Source organism: Clavibacter michiganensis subsp. tessellarius, from assembly GCF_021922985.1.
Lineage (GTDB): Bacteria > Actinomycetota > Actinomycetes > Actinomycetales > Microbacteriaceae > Clavibacter > Clavibacter tessellarius.
The window spans coordinates 2,666,144-2,685,402 of record NZ_CP040788.1; the positions used below are offsets into that span (position 1 = coordinate 2,666,144).

General features: G+C 75.0%; 19 protein-coding genes. 5 read left to right on the forward strand and 14 right to left on the reverse strand.

Annotation, left to right across the window (positions count from 1 at the left end; all coding sequences use genetic code 11):
* Positions 1 to 57: 57 nt before the first annotated feature.
* Positions 58 to 2,250, forward strand: a complete 2,193-nt coding sequence (locus tag FGG90_RS12625) for an ATP-dependent Clp protease ATP-binding subunit (protein ID WP_094126637.1) — start codon at positions 58 to 60, stop codon at positions 2,248 to 2,250.
* Between the two features lie 101 nt (positions 2,251 to 2,351).
* Here FGG90_RS12625 and FGG90_RS12630 read toward each other — a convergent pair whose 3' ends face one another.
* Together FGG90_RS12630 and FGG90_RS12635 are read right to left on the reverse strand one after the other, a co-directional pair.
* Positions 2,352 to 4,535 carry an alpha-galactosidase gene (locus FGG90_RS12630; protein WP_094126635.1) on the reverse strand — a complete coding sequence of 728 codons (2,184 nt, stop codon included), beginning with the start codon at positions 4,533 to 4,535 and terminating at the stop codon, positions 2,352 to 2,354.
* Between the two features lie 66 nt (positions 4,536 to 4,601).
* A complete protein-coding gene (locus tag FGG90_RS12635; protein ID WP_094126634.1) occupies positions 4,602 to 4,970 on the reverse strand; it encodes a hypothetical protein in 369 nt (122 codons plus the stop codon).
* Positions 4,971 to 5,122: 152 nt separating this feature from the next.
* Between FGG90_RS12635 and FGG90_RS12640 the strand changes: the two genes are divergently transcribed.
* The 3 genes from FGG90_RS12640 to FGG90_RS12650 are packed head-to-tail and all read left to right on the forward strand — an operon-like array spanning position 5,123 to position 8,245.
* On the forward strand, positions 5,123 to 6,127 hold the full coding sequence (locus FGG90_RS12640) for an aldo/keto reductase (RefSeq protein ID WP_094126633.1): 1,005 nt from the start codon (positions 5,123 to 5,125) through the stop codon (positions 6,125 to 6,127).
* Positions 6,128 to 6,134: 7 nt separating this feature from the next.
* A complete protein-coding gene (locus tag FGG90_RS12645; RefSeq protein WP_094126632.1) occupies positions 6,135 to 7,340 on the forward strand; it encodes a dipeptidase in 1,206 nt (401 codons plus the stop codon).
* On the forward strand, positions 7,337 to 8,245 hold the full coding sequence (locus FGG90_RS12650; RefSeq protein WP_237583381.1) for a GNAT family N-acetyltransferase: 909 nt from the start codon (positions 7,337 to 7,339) through the stop codon (positions 8,243 to 8,245). The genes FGG90_RS12645 and FGG90_RS12650 overlap by 4 nt, the downstream gene beginning before the upstream one ends.
* Before the next feature lie 34 nt (positions 8,246 to 8,279).
* Here the strand turns inward: FGG90_RS12650 and FGG90_RS12655 are convergent, their stop codons facing one another.
* The 12 genes from FGG90_RS12655 to FGG90_RS12710 form a co-directional block, all read right to left on the reverse strand.
* On the reverse strand, positions 8,280 to 10,157 hold the full coding sequence (locus FGG90_RS12655) for a DUF2207 family protein (protein ID WP_094126631.1): 1,878 nt from the start codon (positions 10,155 to 10,157) through the stop codon (positions 8,280 to 8,282).
* Complete coding sequence (locus FGG90_RS12660; protein WP_094126630.1) at positions 10,150 to 10,491, reverse strand: hypothetical protein; 342 nt, start codon at positions 10,489 to 10,491, stop codon at positions 10,150 to 10,152. The genes FGG90_RS12655 and FGG90_RS12660 overlap by 8 nt, the downstream gene beginning before the upstream one ends.
* Before the next feature lie 280 nt (positions 10,492 to 10,771).
* Positions 10,772 to 11,998 carry a glycoside hydrolase domain-containing protein gene (locus tag FGG90_RS12665; RefSeq protein WP_237583383.1) on the reverse strand — a complete coding sequence of 409 codons (1,227 nt, stop codon included), beginning with the start codon at positions 11,996 to 11,998 and terminating at the stop codon, positions 10,772 to 10,774.
* A 214-nt stretch (positions 11,999 to 12,212) separates the two neighbouring features.
* A complete protein-coding gene (locus FGG90_RS12670; RefSeq protein WP_094126628.1) occupies positions 12,213 to 12,662 on the reverse strand; it encodes a phage holin family protein in 450 nt (149 codons plus the stop codon).
* 82 nt (positions 12,663 to 12,744) lie between these two features.
* Entirely contained in the window at positions 12,745 to 13,350 is a 606-nt protein-coding gene (locus FGG90_RS12675) for a hypothetical protein (protein WP_094126627.1), read from the reverse strand.
* Positions 13,347 to 13,925 (reverse strand): hypothetical protein, encoded by a 579-nt coding sequence (locus FGG90_RS12680; protein WP_094126626.1) that lies wholly within the window; start codon positions 13,923 to 13,925, stop codon positions 13,347 to 13,349. Before FGG90_RS12680 ends, FGG90_RS12675 begins: the two co-directional genes overlap by 4 nt.
* Positions 13,922 to 14,296 (reverse strand): hypothetical protein, encoded by a 375-nt coding sequence (locus FGG90_RS12685; RefSeq protein ID WP_094126625.1) that lies wholly within the window; start codon positions 14,294 to 14,296, stop codon positions 13,922 to 13,924. Before FGG90_RS12685 ends, FGG90_RS12680 begins: the two co-directional genes overlap by 4 nt.
* On the reverse strand, positions 14,293 to 14,481 hold the full coding sequence (locus FGG90_RS12690) for a DUF2273 domain-containing protein (RefSeq protein ID WP_015489105.1): 189 nt from the start codon (positions 14,479 to 14,481) through the stop codon (positions 14,293 to 14,295). Before FGG90_RS12690 ends, FGG90_RS12685 begins: the two co-directional genes overlap by 4 nt.
* On the reverse strand, positions 14,478 to 14,924 hold the full coding sequence (locus tag FGG90_RS12695; protein ID WP_094126624.1) for an Asp23/Gls24 family envelope stress response protein: 447 nt from the start codon (positions 14,922 to 14,924) through the stop codon (positions 14,478 to 14,480). The genes FGG90_RS12690 and FGG90_RS12695 overlap by 4 nt, the downstream gene beginning before the upstream one ends.
* Positions 14,925 to 15,174: 250 nt before the next feature.
* Positions 15,175 to 16,347 carry an AraC family transcriptional regulator gene (locus tag FGG90_RS12700; RefSeq protein WP_094126623.1) on the reverse strand — a complete coding sequence of 391 codons (1,173 nt, stop codon included), beginning with the start codon at positions 16,345 to 16,347 and terminating at the stop codon, positions 15,175 to 15,177.
* A gap of 149 nt (positions 16,348 to 16,496) precedes the next feature.
* Positions 16,497 to 17,438, reverse strand: coding sequence for a ferritin-like domain-containing protein (locus tag FGG90_RS12705; protein WP_094126622.1), 942 nt, complete (start codon positions 17,436 to 17,438; stop codon positions 16,497 to 16,499).
* 176 nt (positions 17,439 to 17,614) lie between these two features.
* Complete coding sequence (locus FGG90_RS12710; RefSeq protein WP_094126621.1) at positions 17,615 to 18,196, reverse strand: TetR/AcrR family transcriptional regulator; 582 nt, start codon at positions 18,194 to 18,196, stop codon at positions 17,615 to 17,617.
* 156 nt (positions 18,197 to 18,352) lie between these two features.
* On the opposite strand from FGG90_RS12710, the gene FGG90_RS12715 reads away from it, so the two are divergent.
* Complete coding sequence (locus FGG90_RS12715) at positions 18,353 to 19,237, forward strand: poly(ethylene terephthalate) hydrolase family protein (RefSeq protein ID WP_094126620.1); 885 nt, start codon at positions 18,353 to 18,355, stop codon at positions 19,235 to 19,237.
* Positions 19,238 to 19,259 lie beyond the last annotated feature (22 nt).

Consider the following 19,259-nt stretch of genomic DNA (forward strand, 5'->3'; position numbering starts at 1 on the left):
GCCTGCCACGCGTAAACTTGAGTCACTCAGACTCAAGTACGTGAGGGAAGGAACGCAGTGGCCAACATGCAGGGCGCACCCGCCACCGACGAGAACGCGAAGACCGCGCTCGAGCAGTACGGGGTGAACCTGACCGAGATCGCGAAGAGCGGAAAGCTCGACCCGGTCATCGGACGCGACGCGGAGATCCGGCGCATCAGCCAGGTGCTCACGCGGCGCACCAAGAACAACCCGGTGCTCATCGGCGAGCCCGGCGTCGGCAAGACCGCCGTGGTCGAGGGCCTCGCGCAGCGCATCGTCGCGGGCGACGTGGCCGACTCGCTGAAGGGCAAGCAGCTCGTCTCGCTGGATCTCGCGGCGCTCGTCGCGGGCGCGAAGTACCGCGGCGAGTTCGAGGAGCGGCTGAAGGCCGTGCTCAAGGAGATCGACGACGCCGACGGCGAGGTCATCACCTTCGTCGACGAGCTGCACACGCTCATGGGCGCGGGCGGCGGCGAGGGATCCGTGGCGGCGTCGAACATGCTCAAGCCCATGCTCGCGCGCGGCGAGCTGCGCCTCATCGGCGCCACCACGCTCGACGAGTACCGCCAGTACATCGAGAAGGACGCCGCGCTCGAGCGCCGCTTCCAGCAGGTCTACGTGGGCGAGCCGAGCGTCGAGGACACCGTCGCGATCCTCCGCGGGCTCAAGGGCCGGTACGAGGCGCACCACCAGGTGCCCATCACGGATGCGGCGCTCGTCGCCGCGGCATCGCTCTCCAACCGCTACATCCCGGCCCGGCAGCTGCCGGACAAGGCCATCGACCTCATCGACGAGGCCGCGTCGCGGCTGCGGATGGAGATCGACTCGTCGCCCGTCGAGATCGACGAGCTGCGGCGCGCGGTCGACCGGATGCGGCTCGAGGAGCTGGCGCTGAAGCGCGAGAAGGACGAGGCGTCGAAGGCGCGGCTGGAGAAGCTGCGGGAGGACATCGCCGTGCGGGAGGCGTCCCTCGGCGACCTGCAGCGGCGGTGGGAGGCGGAGCGCGCGAGCGTCAACCGCGTCGGCAAGCTGAAGGACGAGCTGAATGAGCTGCGGATCCGCGCCGAGCGGGCCCAGCGCGAGGGGAACCTGGAGAAGGCGTCGCGCCTGCTCTACGGCGAGATCCCGGTGATCGAGCGCGAGGTCGCGCAGGCGGAGGCCGCGGAGTCGGTGCCGTCCGCGGAGGACCGGCTCGTGAACGAGCAGGTGACGGCCGAGGACATCGCCGCGGTCGTGGCGGCCTGGACCGGGATCCCCGTCGGCCGGCTGCTCCAGGGCGAGACCGAGAAGCTGCTGCACCTCGAGCAGGAGCTCGGCAAGCGGCTCATCGGCCAGAAGCCGGCCGTGCGGGCCGTCGCCGACGCGGTGCGCCGCACGCGCGCCGGCATCTCCGACCCGGGCCGGCCCACGGGATCCTTCCTCTTCCTCGGCCCCACGGGCGTCGGCAAGACGGAGCTCGCGAAGGCCCTGGCGGAGTTCCTGTTCGACGACGAGAAGGCCATGGTCCGCATCGACATGAGCGAGTACGGCGAGAAGTTCGCCGTCTCGCGGCTCGTGGGCGCCCCTCCCGGGTACGTCGGCTACGAGCAGGGCGGCCAGCTCACCGAGGCCGTGCGGCGCCGCCCGTACTCGGTGGTGCTGCTCGACGAGGTCGAGAAGGCCCACCCCGAGGTGTTCGACGTGCTGCTGCAGGTGCTCGACGACGGCCGGCTCACCGACGGGCAGGGCCGCACGGTCGACTTCCGCAACGTGATCCTCGTGCTCACCAGCAACCTCGGCTCGCAGTTCATCAGCGACGCCACGCTGCCGCTCGACCAGCGCGAGCAGGCCGTGCAGCAGCTCGTGCGCCAGACGTTCAAGCCGGAGTTCGTGAACCGGCTCGACGACATCGTCGTGTTCCAGACGCTGTCGCTCGAGGACCTCGGCCAGATCGTCGAGCTCTACATCGACCGGCTCGGCGTGCGCCTCTCGGAGCGGCGGCTCACGCTGGGCGTCACGCCGGACGCCCGCCGCTGGCTCGCCGAGCGCGGGCACGACCCGCTGTACGGCGCGCGTCCGCTCCGCCGGCTGATGCAGCGCGAGATCGACGACCGCCTCGCGCGCGAGCTCCTCGCGGGCGACGTGCGCGACGGCGACGCGGTGCGGGTCGACCTCGCGCCCGACGGCGACGGCCTCACGGTCGGCCGCGCGTGGAGCGACGAGCCGGGGGAGCAGGCGCCGGGCGCCTGACCCGGACGCGGCCCGCGGCGCGCTCCTCGCCGGGAGCGCGCCGCGGGCCGTCGTCGTGTGCGTCGCGGTCGCGGTCGCGGTCGGGGCCTGCGGCTCGCGGATCAGACCGCCGTCACCCGCAGGATCGCGATCGACTCCGGCAGCATCGCCGGTGCGTGCAGGCCCGACGCGGCCAGCGCGCGGCCGGTGAGCTCGACGCCGTCCCACCAGGCCGGGGCCGTGAAGCCGGGCTCGGGGGTGCCGACGCGCACGGGCTCCACGCGGTAGCGGCGCTCGGGATCCAGGCCCGGCAGCAGGAAGCGGCCGCGCGGGGAGACCTCGGAGCGGCCGATCGACGCGAGGAAGAACAGCGCGGAAGCGGCGTCCGGCGCGACGGCGCCGTGGACCAGCAGCGTGGGGTCGCTCCCGTCGGCGCGCACGACCGTGCCCGTGTGCATCAGCGCGCGCTCCTCCTTGTAGAGGGCGATCCACGCGGCGAGGTCGGCGTTCTCCTCCTCGGTGGCCTGCGCCAGGTCCCACTCGATTCCGAGGTGGCCGTACAGCGCCGAGCCCGCGCGGAACGCGAGGCGGTGCGCGCGGCCGGTGGTGTGGCTGACGCCCGAGGCGATGTGCGAGCCCATCAGCTCCGGCGGGAGGAGCTGCATGGTCCAGCGCATCATCTGCTGGCGGTCGAGCGGGTCGATGCAGTCGGAGACCCACACGCGGTCGGTGCGCTCGAGCACGCCGAGGTCGACACGGGCGCCGCCGGATGCGCACGCCTCGATCTCGAGGCCGGGGAAGCGCGCCCGCAGCTCGTCCATGAGCCGGTACGCCGCGAGCGTCTGCCGGTGCACGCCCGCCTCGCCGCGCGGGTGGACGCCGGCGTCGACGAGGTCGCGGTTGTGGTCCCACTTCACGTAGGCGATGTCGTGGGCGCTGAGGATCGCGGTCATCCGCTCGAGCACGTAGGCGTACGCCTCCGGGATCACGAGGTCGAGCACCTGCTGGTCGCGGGCCCGGCGGGGGAGGCGGCCGCCGGTGGCCATGATCCACTCCGGATGCGCGCGCGCCAGGTCGGAGTCCTCGTTCACCATCTCCGGCTCGAACCAGAGACCGAACTCCATGCCGAGGCCCGTGACGTGGTCGACGATCGGGTCGAGCCCGTCGGGCCACACGGTCTCGTCGACGTACCAGTCGCCGAGGCCGGCGTGGTCGTCGCGGCGGTGGCGGAACCAGCCGTCGTCGAGCACGTAGCGCTCCACTCCGAGGGCGGCGGCGCGATCCGCGAGGTCCGTCAGGCGCGCGAGGTCGTGGTCGAAGTAGACGGCCTCCCAGACGTTGATCGTCATGGGCCGGTCGCGGCGCGGGTGGGAGTCGCGGGCGCGCAGGAAGCGGTGGAAGCGGGCGGCCTGGTCGTCGAGGCCGTGCCCGAACGCCGCGTAGACCCAGGGGCTCGCGTACGCCTCGTCGCGGGCGAGGCGCACCTCGCCGGGCAGGAGGAGCTCGCCGCCGCCGATCACCTGGCGGCCCGTGGAGAGGCGCTCGGCGTAGTGGCGATGGTTGCCGCTGAACGCGACGTGCACGCCGCGCACGTCGCCGTGGCGGAAGCCGAAGCCGGGCGTGCCGACGGAGAGGAGGGTCGCGGCGTCGGGCCCGGTGCGGCCCTTGCGGCCCTCGCGCTCGTGGATCCCGACGACGAGCTCCCGGCGCTGCGGCGTGCGCTCGAGGCCCCAGCGTCCGGCGAAGTCGAGGATCTCGCGGGCCTCGGCCGGGAGCGGCAGCGCGAGCTGGAGGGCGCCGACGGAGTAGACGTCGTCGCGCAGATTGCGGACCTCGGCGCGCATCCGGACGAGGCCGGACGGCAGCAGCTCGACGTCCATGCCGAGCGCGAGGCCGGCGGCGTCGTCGACCGCGTCGACGTGCACGAGCGCGGGGCCGGCGGACGCGGATCCGGGCCGGCCGTCGACGCCCGACGGGAGCGGGGAGCCGTCGACGGTCGCGGCCGTGACGCGGAACATCGGCGACCAGTCGGCGCCGTCGCGGTGCCCCTCGAGGCCGGGCTTGCCCATCCACGACGTGTGCGCCTCGGGCAGGATCGAGAGCCGCACGGGCGTGTCCGCGATGCTGCCCACGATCGGCTCGACCGACGCGCGCACCAGCGTCTCGAGGTCGGCCGCGGTCGTCTCGCCGAGGTCCGCGCCCCAGTGCACGACGGCCGGGAGGCGCCCGTCGACGAGGTCGAGGACCAGCGAGACGCCGGAGGCCCGGAGGTGGAGGAGGGCGGAGGGGACGGCGGTGTCGGACATGGGGCTCCTCGCGTCGGTGCGGGTGGGGACGGATCCATCCTCCCGTGCCGGCGCGGGTGCGCGCGCCTAGTCCAGGTCCTCGAGCCCGGGGACGGCCGTGCCGTCCTGCCGGTCGGCGGTCACGCTCGTGCTCGACTGCGACTGGCGTGCGCGCACGGAGATCGCGCGGATCCGCTCCACGGCCTCCGGGTCGCGCAGCTCGTCCTCCGCGGGGCCGGCCTGCTCCACCACGATCTGGCTGGCCGGGCCGATGAGGATCTCCACCTCGCCCACGCCGCCCTCGGGCAGCCGGACGGGCACCGTCACGGTCGCCGCCGCCATGCCCTCCCGGGCGAGCGCCTGCGCGCACTCGACCACGGCGCGGGCGATGTCGTCGCCCGTCAGGTAGCGGCCGTCGGCGTAGTGGATGGTGTGCACGCTCTCAGTGAAGGCCATCGCCCGCCGGTCGCCTAGGGGCTTGTCGCCAGCGGACAGCGGGTGGAGGGTCCGCCCCGCGCGATGGCCGCGCGATGGCCGCGCGATGGCCGCGCGCCGCCGCCCGGGCCGGCCGCGCAGGTCGCGCCGGCCGCCCTCGCTACGCTCGGCGGATGACCTACGTCGCTCATCCCGATCGCTACTCCTCCATGCCCTACCGCCGCTCCGGCCGCTCGGGGCTCAAACTCCCCGAGCTCTCCCTCGGCCTCTGGCACAACTTCGGCACCGCCCGCCCGATCGACACCCAGCGCGCCATCGTCCGTCGCGCGTTCGACCTCGGCATCACCCACTTCGACCTCGCCAACAACTACGGCCCGCCCCCCGGCAGCGCCGAGACCGCGTTCGGCCGGATCCTCGCCGAGGACCTCCGCCCGTACCGCGACGAGATCGTCATCTCCTCCAAGGCCGGCTACCTCATGTGGGACGGCCCCTACGGCGAGTGGGGCTCCCGCAAGTCGATGCTCGCGTCGCTCGACCAGAGCCTCGGGCGCATGGGCCTCGAGTACGTCGACGTGTTCTACTCGCACCGGCCGGATCCGGAGACGCCCATCGAGGAGACCATGGGCGCGCTCGCGACCGCGGTGCACCAGGGCAAGGCGCTCTACGCCGGCATCAGCAACTACTCGCCCGAGCAGACCGAGCGCGCGGTCGCGGCGCTCGCCGAGCACAAGGTGCCGCTGACCATCCACCAGCCGAGCTACTCGATGTTCAACCGGCACGTCGAGGGCGGGCTGCTGCCCGTGCTGGAGGAGGCCGGATCGGGCTGCATCGTGTTCTCGCCGCTCGCGCAGGGGCTGCTCACCGACCGGTACCTGTCCGGATCCATCCCCTCCGACTCGCGCGCCGCGACCAGCGGGTTCCTCGACGAGTCCGCCGTCTCGTCCGTCTACCTGGAGCGGGCGCGCGGCCTGCAGGCCGTCGCCGAGGGGCGCGGGCAGACGCTCGCGCAGCTCGCGCTCACGTGGGTGCTGCGGCACCCGGGGATCACGAGCGCGCTCATCGGCGCGTCGAGCGTGGAGCAGCTGGAGCAGAACGTGGCCGCGGCCGGCGCCCCGGCGCTCACCGACGACGAGCTGGCGGCCATCGAGCCGCTCGCGGTCGACGGCACCGGGCGCTGATCCGCGGATGACGGACGCGCCCGCCCCCTCCCCCCTCGCCGACCGCGTCGCGCGCCTGCTCGACGCGCAGGGCGTCGTCGACGGCCACGACGACCTCGCCTGGGCGCTCCGCGAGCGCGCCGTGCGGGAGGGCGGCCGGGGCGCGTCCGTCGGCGACGACGTGCTCGCCCGGCTCGCGGTGGAGGACGCGGTGCCCGGCCTGCACACCGACCTGCCCCGGCTCGCGCGCGGCCGCGTGTCGGCCCAGTTCTGGTCGGTGTGGGTGCCCGACCTGCCCGACGTGGATCCGGTGCGCTCCACCCTCGAGCAGATCGACGTGGTGCGCCGCCTCGTGGCCGCGCACCCGGACCGGCTCGCGCTCGCCGTGACGGCCGACGACGTGGACCGCGTCGTCGCGTCGGGCCGCATCGCGTCGCTGCTCGGCATGGAGGGCGGCCACTCGATCGGCGGCTCCCTCGGCGTGCTGCGGGCGATGCGCGCGCTCGGGGTGCGCTACATGACGCTCACGCACAACGCGAACGTGGCCTGGGCCGACTCGGCCACCGACGCGCCCGTGCTGCACGGGCTGAGCCCCGCGGGCGAGCGCGTCGTGGCGGAGATGGAGCGGATCGGCATGCTCGTCGACCTCTCGCACGTGTCGGCCGACGTGATGCGGCACGCGCTGCGGATCGCCCGGCGACCCGTGCTGTTCTCGCACTCGGGGGCGCGCGCCGCGTGCGACGTGCCGCGCAACGTGCCCGACGACGTGCTCGCGTCGCTGCCGGCGAACGGCGGCGTCTGCATGGCGACCTTCGTGCCGCAGTTCGTGTCGCCCGCGGTCGCCGACTGGCACGACGCGACGCTGGCGCTCGCCGTGGCCGAGGGCGTGGACCCGCGCGACCACGAGGGCGTGCAGGCCGTGGCCGCGCGGCGCCCGGGGGAGCGGCCGCGCGCGACGCTCGCCGACGTCGTGCGGCACGTGGAGCGGATCCGCGAGGTCGCCGGATCCCGGCACGTGGGCCTCGGCGGCGACTACGACGGCATCGACCGCACGCCCGACGGGCTCGAGGACGTGTCGCGGTACCCGGCGCTCATCGCCGCGCTGGCCGAGCGCGGCTGGTCGGACGATGACCTCCGGGCGCTCGCGGGCGGCAACGCGCTGCGCGTGCTCCGGGCCGCGGACGCCGACGACGAGGTGGCGCGCGGGCCGGCGGACGCGGGGGAGCTGGCGTGAGCGGGGGATCGGCGGGCGCAGCCGGTGCCGGTGCCGTAGAGCCCGCCTCGGTCGCCGCCGCGTCCGCCTCGGCCGGTGGCGGCGCCGTCGCCGCGATGGACCCGCGCGCGGCCGCCGCCCTGCTCGACGACCTCGCCGACCGCGGCTGGCCCGCCGAGCACCGCGAGCGGCACGGCGGCTGGATCCTCCGCGCGGCCGGCGGCGTCACCAAGCGCGCCAACTCGGCGCTGCCGGCGGGACCGGTCGACGATCCCGCCGCCGCCCTCGACCACGCCGAGGCCTTCGCGCGGGATCACGGCATCGCCGCGTGCGTGCAGGTGTCGCCCGCGTCCGAGCCCGCCGACCTGGCGGCGCTGCTGGCCGCCCGCGGGTACGCCCCCGCGGCCCGGACGCTCGTGCAGGTCCAGGACGCGACGGCGGTCGTCGACGCGCTCGGGGCGGCTGATGCGCGCGGTGCGTCGGCCGCGCTCGGTGCGGGCGGCGCGCTCGACCCGGGCCTCGTCGTGACGGTCGACGACGCCCCCGACGACGCCTGGCTCGACGCGTGGTGGAGCGTCGACGGGCGCGGCGGATCCGCGGAGCGCGACGTCGCGCGGCGGATCCTCGTGCGCGGCCCGGCGCTGTACGCGGCGGTCCGCGCCGGCGACCGCGTCCTCGCGACCGCCCGGCTCGCGCTCGTCGACGGCTGGGGCGGCCTCTTCGCGGTCGCCACCCGTCCGGAGGCCCGGCGCCGCGGCCTGTCGCGCGCGGCCATGGGCGCGGCCGTCCGCGTCGGGCTCGACCGCGGGATCACCGGGCTGTGGCTCCAGGTCGTCGAGGAGAACGCGGGTGCGCGGGCGCTCTACGCGCGGCTCGGCTTCAGGACCGCCTCGCGCTACGAGTACTGGACGCGGCCGGGCGCCTGACCCGCGGCCCCGAGCCGCGGGCCCCGAGCCGGCGTCAGACCCCGCCGCCCCCGCCTCCTCCACCGCCGCCGCCGGAGGTCGTCCCTCCCGTGGATCCGCCGCTCGTGCTCGACCCCGAGTACGCGCCGCCCATGCTGGAGGACACCGACCCGAGGCTCGACGCGAACACGGCCGGCGCGAACGGCGTGCTGCCGGAGTACCAGACCGGCTCGCGCCGCTGGTGCTCGTAGCGCCGCCCGAGCTCGTCGCCCCACTCCCGCTCCTGGCCGAACAGGGCGGCGTACGGCAGCAGCTCCTCGGTGAGGCGCAGCATGTCGCGGTCGTCGCGCGGGAGGTCGGCGCGCAGGGCGCCCTCGGGCGACTGCAGCATCCGGATCCGGTCGGCCTCGGCCAGCCGGATGAACTCCTCCAACCCGCGCAGGTGGTCGCGCAGCGCCACGCCGCGCTCGGTCAGCGGGTGCTTCACGACCGCGACGATCGTCACGCCGAGCGCGAGCGCGGCCGCCACGAGGAACGCGATCACGATCGGCCCGCCGTACGCGTCCACGAGCGACAGCACGGCGAACGCGATGGCCGCCGCCATGCCGATCGACGCGGCGACGAGCAGCAGCACGATCGCGGTCACGGGCAGCGGCTTCCGCAGCCCGTCGGCCAGTGTGCGCTTCCGCACGGACGCCATCACCTTCTGGATCCGCGTGGCCGCGTGCGCATCCGTGCGCTTCAGGTCCGTGACGGTGCCGGCCCCCGCGCCGTCACCGAAGACCGCGGCGACGAAGCCGCGCTCGTCCGGGTCCGTGACGCGCGACGGATCCACCAGCTCGAGCGCGAACGACGGCTTCCCCGTGCCGTCGCGCTCCAGGATCCGCACGGCGCCGCGCACCGCGAGGTCGAGCAGGAGCGCGGTCGTCGCGCGCGCGGCGGAGCCCGAGACCACCGCGGAGACGAGGAGGCCGACGCCCTCCGGCGGGTCGTACTCGGCGACGATCGTGCCGCGGCCGGGCGCGTCCGACAGGCGGCGGCGCCGCAGCACGACCGCGCCGACGGCGGCGGCCACGGCGAGCAGCGCGCCCGCGAGCGACAGCGACGGCCACGGCGCCGCGAGGAAGGAGGAGTCGCGCGCGGTGAAGGTGCCGCGCTCGAAGCCGATGGACAGGCTGAGGTTCTCGCGCGGGCCGAGGTCCGTCGCGGTCGCCGTGAAGCCCGTGTCGGTGCGGGTGATGTACGCCGGGCCGTCGGCGCCCGCGGGCCCGGCCGCCGCGTCCGCCCCGCCGGTGAGTCGGCCGAGGAGCTCCGGCGCGATCTCGACGGTCGCCGTCACCCGCCCGAACGGCTGCGCCCAGCCCAGGCCGTTGACGTCCCAGTAGAACTCGTCGGCGTCCGTGTCGGCGAAGGAGCGCGTGACGTCGCGCTGCTCGTAGTCGACGACGTAGGTCTGCTCGCCCCGCACGAACCCGTCGTCGGCGATGGTGAGCACGGTCGCGCCGTCCTCCGACTCGGTGTCGAAGGCGCGCGGGGCGCCGGATCCGTCCGTCACGGAGAGCACGCGGAGGGCGGTGGGGTGGCCGTCGTAGTCCCGCACGAGCTCGCGGCGGATCCCGCGGTTCTGGTCCCGGTCGGGGAACTCGGCCACGAGCGTCTCGGTGGTGCGGAGCACGGAGCGGCCGTCGGCATCGGCCGACAGCCGGTAGACGGCGTCGAAGGACCGGAAGGAGAAGTCGTCCACGTCGGCGTGCGCGGGCGCGGCGAGCCCGAGCGGGATCGCGAGCGCGGTCAGCAGGGCGGCGATGAGCGCGAGGCGGATGCGGGCGGCGCGGTCGGCGGTCCCGCCGCGGCCCGCCTCGCCGATCCTGCCGGCCGTCGTGACCCGATGCGCGGCACCGTCTCGGCGGCCGAACCCGACGCGGTCACGCATCGGCCGACCTCGCGTCGACCAGCTGCCAGTCCGCGGCGAACGCCCGCGCGCTCCGCGTCTCCAGCTCGAGCCGGGCGCGCTGGAGCAGCCGGTCCGCCTCCACGAGGTTCCCGGCATCCCGGCGCAGGACCTCGCGGCCCGTGTCGATGCGCCGCACGACGAGCTGGGCCTCCCGGCCGAGGTCGCTCACCTCCGCGCCGACCACGGCGGACAGGATCGCGCCGGCCGCGCGGAGCGCCCGCCGGATCGGCCGCCGCGGCCCCGGCTCGAGCCGTGCCTCGAGGACCTCGGCGGCGACCGCCTCGTCCTCCCCGTGCGCATCCGACGTCGTCATCGTGCTCCCCTCGCGCGACCCCCGTCGCCCCTGGAGTCAACCACGCGGGGGCTCCGCCGGCAGGGTCGCGGCGTCGGCCGCCGGCACCGCGTCCGCGGACCGCCGCTCCGGCCCTGCCGCCGCGCGGGCCGTGACGAGCGGGCCGGACGGGGCGGACGCAGCGGGGACGGGGCCATGTCCCCATCCCAACGGAACGGGGCCGCCCGGTCGTCCCCCACGAGGGGGAATCGTCCGGGCGGCCCCGAGGGTCGCGGATGCGGTGCCGCTGGCGCGCCGTGGATCAGGGGCGGGGCGCCACCTTGCCCTGGCCCGGGTCGCGGCCCGACACCACGTTGGTGTCGACGTCGAACGCCTGGTCGCCCTCGCCGACGGTGTGCTCGAGGATCTGGTCGAAGGCCCAGTTCTCCGGGATCTTGACGCCGAGGTTCGCACCCCAGCCCGTGGACATGTCGGCCACGTAGCTGAGCTCGGTGAGGTGCGCGGCCGCGAGCGTGGCGCAGATGCGGCGGCCGGCGTAGACGCCGACCCGGTACGCGCTGCCGCGGCGCTTGAGCTCCGCGTGGATGCCCCGGAAGTGCGGCTCCAGGTACGTCTCGACCTCGGCGCGCGTGGCGTCGAAGTCGATGGCGTAGTAGATGACCGTGCCGGGCAGGAACCCGAGGTGGTCGGCGGCCTCGACGGCCCGGCCCGCGGCGCGCACGCCGAGGTCGTACGAGAAGTACGTGGAGTCGGTGCCGCCCTCCTGGAAGATCGGGAACACCTTGAGGCCGCCGGCGAAGATGGCCTGGAGCTCGCCGTCCTGGATGCGCTTCTCGAGCGCGTCCGGCCGGTCGGAGTTCGTGAGGTAGCGCCCGACGACCGTGTAGCCGGCGTCGCGGAGGGTCTTCGCGCGGGCCGCGTTGATGACGGTGATGCCGTCCACCGCCTTGCCCGGACGCGTCGCGTCGCCGTTGCTCGCGAGCAGCGCGGCCCACGTGCGGTAGTCGGCCTGGCCGTTCTCGGGGAGGGCGACCGTGCGCTGGAACTGCGCGAGGCGCTTCGACTGCTCGGCGGAGAAGCGGCCGTCGACCGGGCCGTCCCACGTGCTCATGACCACGAGCGCGGCCTGGAGCAGGTGGCCGAGGTACCCGGTGGTGTCGGCGGATCCCACGGTGGGCAACGACTGCTTCTGCAGCGTGGCGCGCGTGAGCGGACCGAAGGCGCCGTTGGCGGTGGCCTCGTCGATGCCGATCTCGAGCTGCAGCGCGTGGATGAGCGCCTTGTGGGCGTCCCCGGTCCACACGCCGTCGGTGACGACGGCGGGGAAGCCGGTGCGGGTGCCGTAGCGGGCGACCAGCTGCTGCTGGATGTCGCGCACGACGGCGCGCCCGTTCGAGGCGAGCGCGGCCCCGGTGGGGGCGGGCGTGGCGGGTGCGGCCTCGTCGGCGTGCGCGGGACCCGCGGCGACGAGGGCGACGGGGACGGCGGCGAGGGCGCCGCCCAGGACGGAGCGTCGGGACAGGTTCATCGGTGTGCCTCCCATGCCGGGCCACCGAGCAGACCGCCCGCGTGGCGGGTCGGTCGTCCGGGGGACGGCGGTCTGCGGTTGTCCGACGGCCTGATGGCGACGCGTGGTGCCGCCGGGCCGAGCGGGCGTGAACGGTCAACATACGGGAGCGATCCCGACGCCGCCGCCCGGCGTCCACAGGGGAGCCGGGCGGCGGGGCGTGCGGATGGCGCGGTCATCGGTCGGCGGAGGCGGCGGATCCGCTCGGGCCCGCGTCGCCCGACGCGTCGCGGTCGCCGGGCCGGATCCGGTCGCGCGCGTGCGACAGCGTGTCCGACGGCACGGGTGGCACGCCGCGCGAGAGCCGGGCGAGCCCGACCTTCACGACCACCGCGGTCGCGATCGCGAACAGCGCCAGCGTGATGAGCGCGGACGCCCACAGCGGCAGCGCGAGCAGCAGGAGCGCGACGACCAGCGTGGCCAGGAGGCCCAGCGACACGAGCGCGAGCGCCACGCCGGCGCCCAGCAGGATCGCGCCCGTCCGGGCGGAGCGGGCGCGCTCGCCGATCTCGCGCTTCGCCGAGTCGATCTCCGCGCGCACCGCGCGGAGCACGGGGTCGACGGCCTTCTGCGCGAAGGACCCGCCGAACCAGCCGCCGCGGGAGGAGGTGCCGTCGTCGGTCATGGTGCGTCTCTTCTCTCGTGGTGCGGGCAGGGGTCCGCCCCGGCGCGGACCGATGGGGATCCGTGCCGGGGCGGGCGGGCGATCAGGCCAGGCGGGTCTCGCTCGACATGCTCGAGCGGAGGCCGCCGGTGATCTGGATGACGACCGGGACCTCGGTGCCGAGCACCGCGTCCAGCCGCGTCACGGCCTCGTCGACCGTGCGGCGCACCGCGACGGGCGAGACGCCGCGTCGGGCGACCGCGGTGACCCGCAGCACGGTGGCGTGGGCCACCTCGAACGCGGCCACGTCGACGGACACGATCCCGGAATCGTCGTGCAGGGCGTCCTCGATCAGCTGCTGCGCGAGCTTCGCGTCGATGACGAGCGCGCCGCCCGTGGGCGTCGAGCCGTCGCGTCCGCCCTCGATGCGCACGAGGGTGCCGGTGCGGCCGTGCCCCTGGCGGAGCGCGAACCACGCGAGGACCACGATGAGCACGAGCGCCGCGAGGGCGACGACCCAGAGGATCCACGGCTGGCCGCCCGAGAGCGCGTCGGAGACCGGCTGCTCGGCGTCGGACGCCGCGCCGGAGACCGTCGACTGCACGTCGGGCAGCAGGCTGCCCGCGCCGAGGGCCACGCCGACCGCGAGGAGGACGAGCCCGACCACGATGACGAGGAGGCGGTTCAGCGCCCGGTTCGTGCTGGTCATGAGCCCACCTTCCCGTTCGTCGCGAGCGTCACCTTGGCGGTGAGCGCCGGCGTGTAGTCGTACCCGTCGAGCTCGGCGCGTACGGCCTGCTCGATGGCGGCCCGGTCCGGCGTGTAGCCCGTGGAGGGGGTCAGCCGGACGAGCGCCTGGCGCGCGGAGACGCTGACGTCGACCTGGTCGGGCGACACCTCGCCCGCGTAGCTGGCCGTGAGGGCGATCGAGCGCGCGATGACGCGGTCGTCCACGACGGCCGCGGTGCGGCCGATGGACCCGCCGCGACGGCCGCGGCTGCCGGGCTTGAGGCCCACGATCACCAGGACGAGCCCGATGATCGCGACGACGACGCCGATCGCGACCAGCGCGCCGGCCGGGGCCGACGCCGCCTGGAGCGCGGACGACGCGAGGTCGGCGGGCGCCAGGAGCAGCGGCGCGGTGCCGACGGCCGCGAGGACCGACTCGGTGCCGAGCCAGGCGAGCACCAGGATCAGCAGGACGGCGATCGTGATGGCGATGCCGGCCCGCGACGAGTGCGTCTCCCGCCGCACGAGGCGGCGGTAGGTGCTGTCGGTGCTCATGAGACCCTCCTGCGTTCCTGGATCCGGGCTCCCGTGATGCGGAGGTCGACGCGCCCCACGGTGGATCCCGTGAGGCCGAGGACCCGCTCGCGGACCTCCGTCTGCGCCCGCGTGAGGCGCTCGACCAGCGAGCCCTCCCGGACCGGGCGGTCCGAGAGCGCGGGGACGCGGATGGGCGTGCGCGCCTCGACGGTGAGCTTGCCGCCGACGTCCGTCAGGGTGACGGAGACGTCGCCGGCGGGCACCTCGAGGGCGTCCGCCGTGACGGCGGAGACCACGCGGCGCACGGCGCGCGACGTGATGGTGGTGCGGCCCCGCGTCGCCCGGGAGGCGGTGTCGGGCGTCCCGGGCTCCGCGATCGCGGAGGTCACGACGACCGGCGCCCGCGGAGGGCGTCGGCGAGGCCGCGGACGTCCAGCTTGCCCTCGAGCACGCGGCCGACGCCGAAGCCGACGGCCATGAAGATCAGGACGAGGAGGAAGCCGCCGAACCCGAAGGCGAGGCCGGAGAGCGCGAGGACCGCCCCGACGAGGAGGCCCGTGACGGTGGGGGTCACTGGACGCGCTTCTCGGCCGCGTCGTCGTCGGACGACTTGTCGGAGGGGAGGTTCACGTCGGTGATCGTGACGTTGACCTCGGTGACCTCCATGCCGACGACCTGGTCGATGGCGTCGGTGATGGCGGAGCGCACGTCGTCGGCGACCTGCTGCAGGTCGACCGGGTACTCGGCGATGAGCGTGACGTCGACGGCGACCTGGGTCTCGCCGACCTCGACGGAGATGCCCTGGCCGCGGTCCTGCTGGCCGATCACGTTGCGGATCGCGCCGACGGCACGGGCCGCGCCGTTGCCGAGGTCGTGGACGCCGGCCACCTGGCGCGCGGCGATTCCGGCGACCTTCTCGATGACGCCGTCGGCGATGGTGTTCTTGCCGCCGGTGCTGCCGGTGCTGCCGGTGCCGGTGACGCCTGTGGACGCGGACGTGGGGGTGATGCTCGACATGGTGTCTCTCTCTCGTGGTGGTGGACGGTCTGCGGTGGTGCTGCTGCGTGGAGGGGATCGGAGGTGGCCTCGCGAACCCGACTCGTCATTCAGACGCATCGACGGGGCGGTTCGGCACGCGGCTCAGGCGACTCCCAGGGAGGCCGGGCGTCGCTTCGTCCGCCGGACACGGGACGGGGCGGGAGCGGATAGCTCCCGGCCCGGCGGCGGCCCGGCGGTCGCGGCTCCGCGTCTGCGGCCCGGCGGCGGGTCAGCCGCGGAGCGTGGCGCTCGGCAGCTCGCCGAACCGGTCGGCGTAGGACGCGGCGAAGCGGCCCAGGTGGCCGAAGCCCCACTGCTCGGCGACGGCGCGCACGGTGGTCGTGGCGGGCGACGCGTCGCGCAGCTCGGCGCGCACCCGGTCGAGGCGGATCCCGCGGAGCAGCGCGCTCGGGGTCGTGTCCTCGTACCGGCGCACGGCGAGCTGGAGCACGCGCGTGCTGATCCCGGCGGCTCGCGCCGCATCGGCCGGCGTGATGGGCCGGTCGGCGTGGTGGTGCAGGTACTCGATCGCGGTGCGCACGGAGCTCATCCGCGGCGCCCGCATCTCGGCGCTGAACGGCACGTCGTGCCACGGGAAGAGCTGGAGCGTGGCGCGCGCCACGAGGAGCCCGGCCTGCATCCGCAGCAGCGGGCTCGCGGCGACGTCCTGCAGCACGGGGCTCGCCTCGCCGACCGCGCGTCGCCAGAGGGACGCCTGCTCGACGCCCGGCGCCTTGGCGTGGTCGAAGACGAGCGGGCGCGGGCGGCCGTCGTGCACCTCGGCCGCGGTCTCCTCGAGGAAGCCGGCGTCGATGTGGACGAGGTTCTGCACGCCCGGCTCGCAGCGGAAGCTGAATGGCCGGCCGGAAGGGAGCAGGAAGGGACGGGATCCGCTCGAGCGCACCTCGTGGGAACCCACGTCGACCGCGCCGGACCCCTCGCGCCACCAGGCCACGACGTAGTCCGGCAGGGCCGGGAGGCGGCCCCAGTGGCGGGCGGGGAAGCTCGACGAGCGCAGCGTGACGTTGTCGTCGCCCACGAAGGAGTACCGGTAGGCGAAGTCGCCCGGCCCCTCCTCGGCGTGGAACTCGGTGCCCGGGTGGAGCGCGGCGTAGCGGTCGACGGCCTCGTCGAGGTCGGTGCCGGACATGCTGCCGCGGCGGAGCGCGGGGGCGGCGCTCTCGGCCGCCCAGCTCGCGGGGTCCGCGGCGCGGGCGAGGAGGGACCCGTCCTCGGGCGTGAGGGCCCCGGGCGCGATGGAGTCGACGGTGGCGTCGCCCCCCGGACCGATGCCGCGGTGTCGTGGGGCCGGGGCGCCGTCGGTGCGGGCGCCGAGCGCGGCCAGCGCGTGCAGGGGGGACGCCGCTCGGGAGCGCGCGTCGGGCGCGGATGCGGTGCTCATGGATCCTCCGTCCTGCGCGACCGGGATGCGATCGCGTGTCATGGAGTGGACGTTCCGGGCCGGGTGTTCGTCACGCTCCGCCGGGGATCCGGTGCGCGGGAGACGGGCAGGGGCCGGGGTGCGCGAGGGCACCCCGACCCCGGAGCGGGCTAGTTGGCGCCGCTGGTGTTGATGCCGCCGTTGACGCCGTTGGGGTAGAACCCGCCCTTCGTCACGGCCTTGTTGTTCAGGTACACGATGTTCAGGACCTGGCCGGTCGTGCGGCTGAACGCGATCGCGTTCGCGTCCGTCGGGACCAGGTTCGCGCCGCCGTTGATCGTGATGCCCTGGTCCAGGTCCGAGGACCCGTCCAGGGAGTCGCGGGCGTTGGAGATCGCGTTGGTCGGCGCGGCCAGGCCCCGCGCGTACAGCGAGGTGCGGATGATCCCGGCGTGGTACGCCTCGACCGCGAGGATGCCGGCGGCCGCCTCGAGGTACGTCTTGTTCGTGATCAGCGGGGCTGCGCCCTTGTAGGCGGTGACTCCGACGTCCTCGAACACGAACGACGCGAGCAGGAAGTTCTCGTCCGACGCGAACGCGTCGAACTTCTGCCCCGGCTGGATCAGGCCCGCCGCGGTCGCGGCGGCGGAGAACGCGGCGTCGAGGTCGATCGCGGGACGCGCGACCTTCGCCGACCCGAGCGCTGCGCGCAGGAACTTCACGTGCGCCTTCTCGTCCTGCGCGATCTCGCGCGCGTACTCGCGGATCGCCCGGTCCTTGAACTGCACCTGACGACCACCGGTCACGCCACCCGCCGTGCCGACGCCGGAGATGTCGTTCGGGACCAGCCCGTTGCCGGTCGACGCGCGGAGGTAGAACTCCGCCTCGAGGTACTCGAGGTTCAGCGCGAAGTTGAGGACTGCGGCGTCGGTGACGGCACCGGCGTCGGCCTCGGCCTGCGCGTCGGCCGCCTGGGCGCCGGTCGCGGGGATCAGGGCCGCGGCACCGACGCCGAGTCCCGCGACGCCCGCGGCGGTGAAGAAGCGGCGACGGTCCAGCGGCGACTGCGCGCTCTTGTCGATGGCCTGGGTGATGAACTTCTTGTCGAACATGGGCACGCTCCGAGAGCTCTGCGCTGCGCACGGCTCGTCCATGGGCATCCGCGCTCCACACGATCCGCTGGCGCGGGGCCGGGCACAACGGCCAGGGCGGGCGGATCCACTGGCTTTCCGCGTCGCGCTACCGGGATCCGGAGCCCGGGCCCCGGATCGGGGGGTGGGTGCCGTGGTCAGCCCGCGGCGCGCGCCTGCCCCGCGACGAAGGCGGCGAACGCCGCGTCGACCCGCGCGGAGTCGCCGGTGACGAGCAGGTCGACCATGAGGCCGCGCATCACCCCGAGGATCACGGTGGCCGCGGCCGACGCCTCCGCCGGCGGGCGCCCGGCGGCCTCGAGGGCCCCGGCGACGAGGGCGGTGCGGTCGCGGAGGGAGCGCGCCACGGCGTCGGCGAAGGGCGGGTCGCCGTGCATGCTGCGGCCGGTGATCGCGACGAAGAGCCGCACGTGCCTCCGGCCCTCGGGTGCGGTGGCCCGCGCCCACAGCGCGCGCAGCGGGTCCTCGGCGCCGGCGACGAGGTCGGGGGAGGAGAACGTCTCGGCGAGCACGCGCTCGACGATCTCCGCGATGAGCCCGTCGCGGGTCGCGAAGTGGTGCACGAGCGTCGCGTGGCTGACGCCGACCCCGTCCGCGAGGCCGCGCAGCGTGAGGTCGTCGAGGCCGTGCTCGAGGACGTGCTCGGTCGCCGCCCGGAGCAGCTCGCCGCGGCGGTGGGCGTAGCGCAGCCGCCGTCCGTCCACGGGATCGTCGCCCATGCGGATCCGCCCCCTCTTCGGCGCACGGGCGCCCCCGTCACGCAGATTGCTTGACCACTCGGTAGAGCAAATGTAGCGTCCATCGCACGACGCGCCCGCGGGGCCCGGGACCGTGTTCCCGGGATGGGCGGGCGCACCAGACGTCCGGGGGGACACATGAGCACGATCACGACCACGAGGGGCCGACGCGGCCTCCTGACCACGGCGGCGATGCTGGTGGCGGCGGGGGCCGCCCTCGGCCTCGCCGCTCCCGCGCAGGCGGCGGCGGTCAACCCGTACGAGCGGGGACCCGAGCCCAGCACCGCGAGCATCGAGGCCACGCGGGGATCCTTCGCCGTGGCGGAGACGTCGGTGTCGCGGTTCGCGGCGCGCGGATTCGGCGGCGGCACCATCCACTACCCGACGAGCACCAGCGCGGGCACCTTCGGGGTCGTCGCCATCGCGCCCGGCTACACGGCGCGCGAGTCGAGCATCGCCTGGCTCGGCCCGCGCCTCGCGTCGCAGGGCTTCGTCGTCTTCACCATCGACACGATCACCACCTCCGACCAGCCGAGCTCGCGCGGCGACCAGCTGCGCGCGGCGCTCGCGTACGTGGTCGACGAGAGCTCCGTGCGGGGCCGCGTCGACGGCTCCCGCCTCGCGGTCATGGGCCACTCGATGGGCGGCGGCGGATCCCTGCAGGCCGCCAAGGACGAGCCGGCGATCCGCGCGGTCATCCCGATGACGCCCTACAACCTCGACAAGACGTGGCCGGAGGTCGTCGCGCCCACGCTCGTCATCGGCGCGGAGGACGACAGCGTCGCGCCGGTCTCCCGCCACGCGGAGCCCTTCTACGAGTCGCTGACGCAGGCGTCGGAGAAGGCCTACCTGGAGCTGCGCGGGGCGAGCCACTTCGCGCCGAACATCTCGAACACGACCATCGCGAGCGCGAGCATCGCGTGGCTGAAGCGCCACGTCGACGCGGACACCCGCTACGAGCGCTTCATCTGCCCGGCGCCCGTCGTGAGCCTGCAGATCAGCGAGTACCGCAGCACCTGCTGAGCGGGCGCTGGCGCTCGCCTCG

Coding starts and splice junctions, on each gene's coding strand:
- FGG90_RS12630 (WP_094126635.1), bottom strand. CDS start 4,535: ATGTCCGACACCGCCGTCCCCTCCGCCCTCCTCCACCTCCGGGCCTCC.
- FGG90_RS12635 (WP_094126634.1), bottom strand. CDS start 4,970: ATGGCCTTCACTGAGAGCGTGCACACCATCCACTACGCCGACGGCCGC.
- FGG90_RS12640 (WP_094126633.1), top strand. CDS start 5,123: ATGACCTACGTCGCTCATCCCGATCGCTACTCCTCCATGCCCTACCGC.
- FGG90_RS12645 (WP_094126632.1), top strand. CDS start 6,135: ATGACGGACGCGCCCGCCCCCTCCCCCCTCGCCGACCGCGTCGCGCGC.
- FGG90_RS12655 (WP_094126631.1), bottom strand. CDS start 10,157: ATGCGTGACCGCGTCGGGTTCGGCCGCCGAGACGGTGCCGCGCATCGG.
- FGG90_RS12660 (WP_094126630.1), bottom strand. CDS start 10,491: ATGACGACGTCGGATGCGCACGGGGAGGACGAGGCGGTCGCCGCCGAG.
- FGG90_RS12665 (WP_237583383.1), bottom strand. CDS start 11,998: ATGAACCTGTCCCGACGCTCCGTCCTGGGCGGCGCCCTCGCCGCCGTC.
- FGG90_RS12670 (WP_094126628.1), bottom strand. CDS start 12,662: ATGACCGACGACGGCACCTCCTCCCGCGGCGGCTGGTTCGGCGGGTCC.
- FGG90_RS12675 (WP_094126627.1), bottom strand. CDS start 13,350: ATGACCAGCACGAACCGGGCGCTGAACCGCCTCCTCGTCATCGTGGTC.
- FGG90_RS12680 (WP_094126626.1), bottom strand. CDS start 13,925: ATGAGCACCGACAGCACCTACCGCCGCCTCGTGCGGCGGGAGACGCAC.
- FGG90_RS12695 (WP_094126624.1), bottom strand. CDS start 14,924: ATGTCGAGCATCACCCCCACGTCCGCGTCCACAGGCGTCACCGGCACC.
- FGG90_RS12700 (WP_094126623.1), bottom strand. CDS start 16,347: ATGAGCACCGCATCCGCGCCCGACGCGCGCTCCCGAGCGGCGTCCCCC.
- FGG90_RS12705 (WP_094126622.1), bottom strand. CDS start 17,438: ATGTTCGACAAGAAGTTCATCACCCAGGCCATCGACAAGAGCGCGCAG.
- FGG90_RS12710 (WP_094126621.1), bottom strand. CDS start 18,196: ATGGGCGACGATCCCGTGGACGGACGGCGGCTGCGCTACGCCCACCGC.
- FGG90_RS12715 (WP_094126620.1), top strand. CDS start 18,353: ATGAGCACGATCACGACCACGAGGGGCCGACGCGGCCTCCTGACCACG.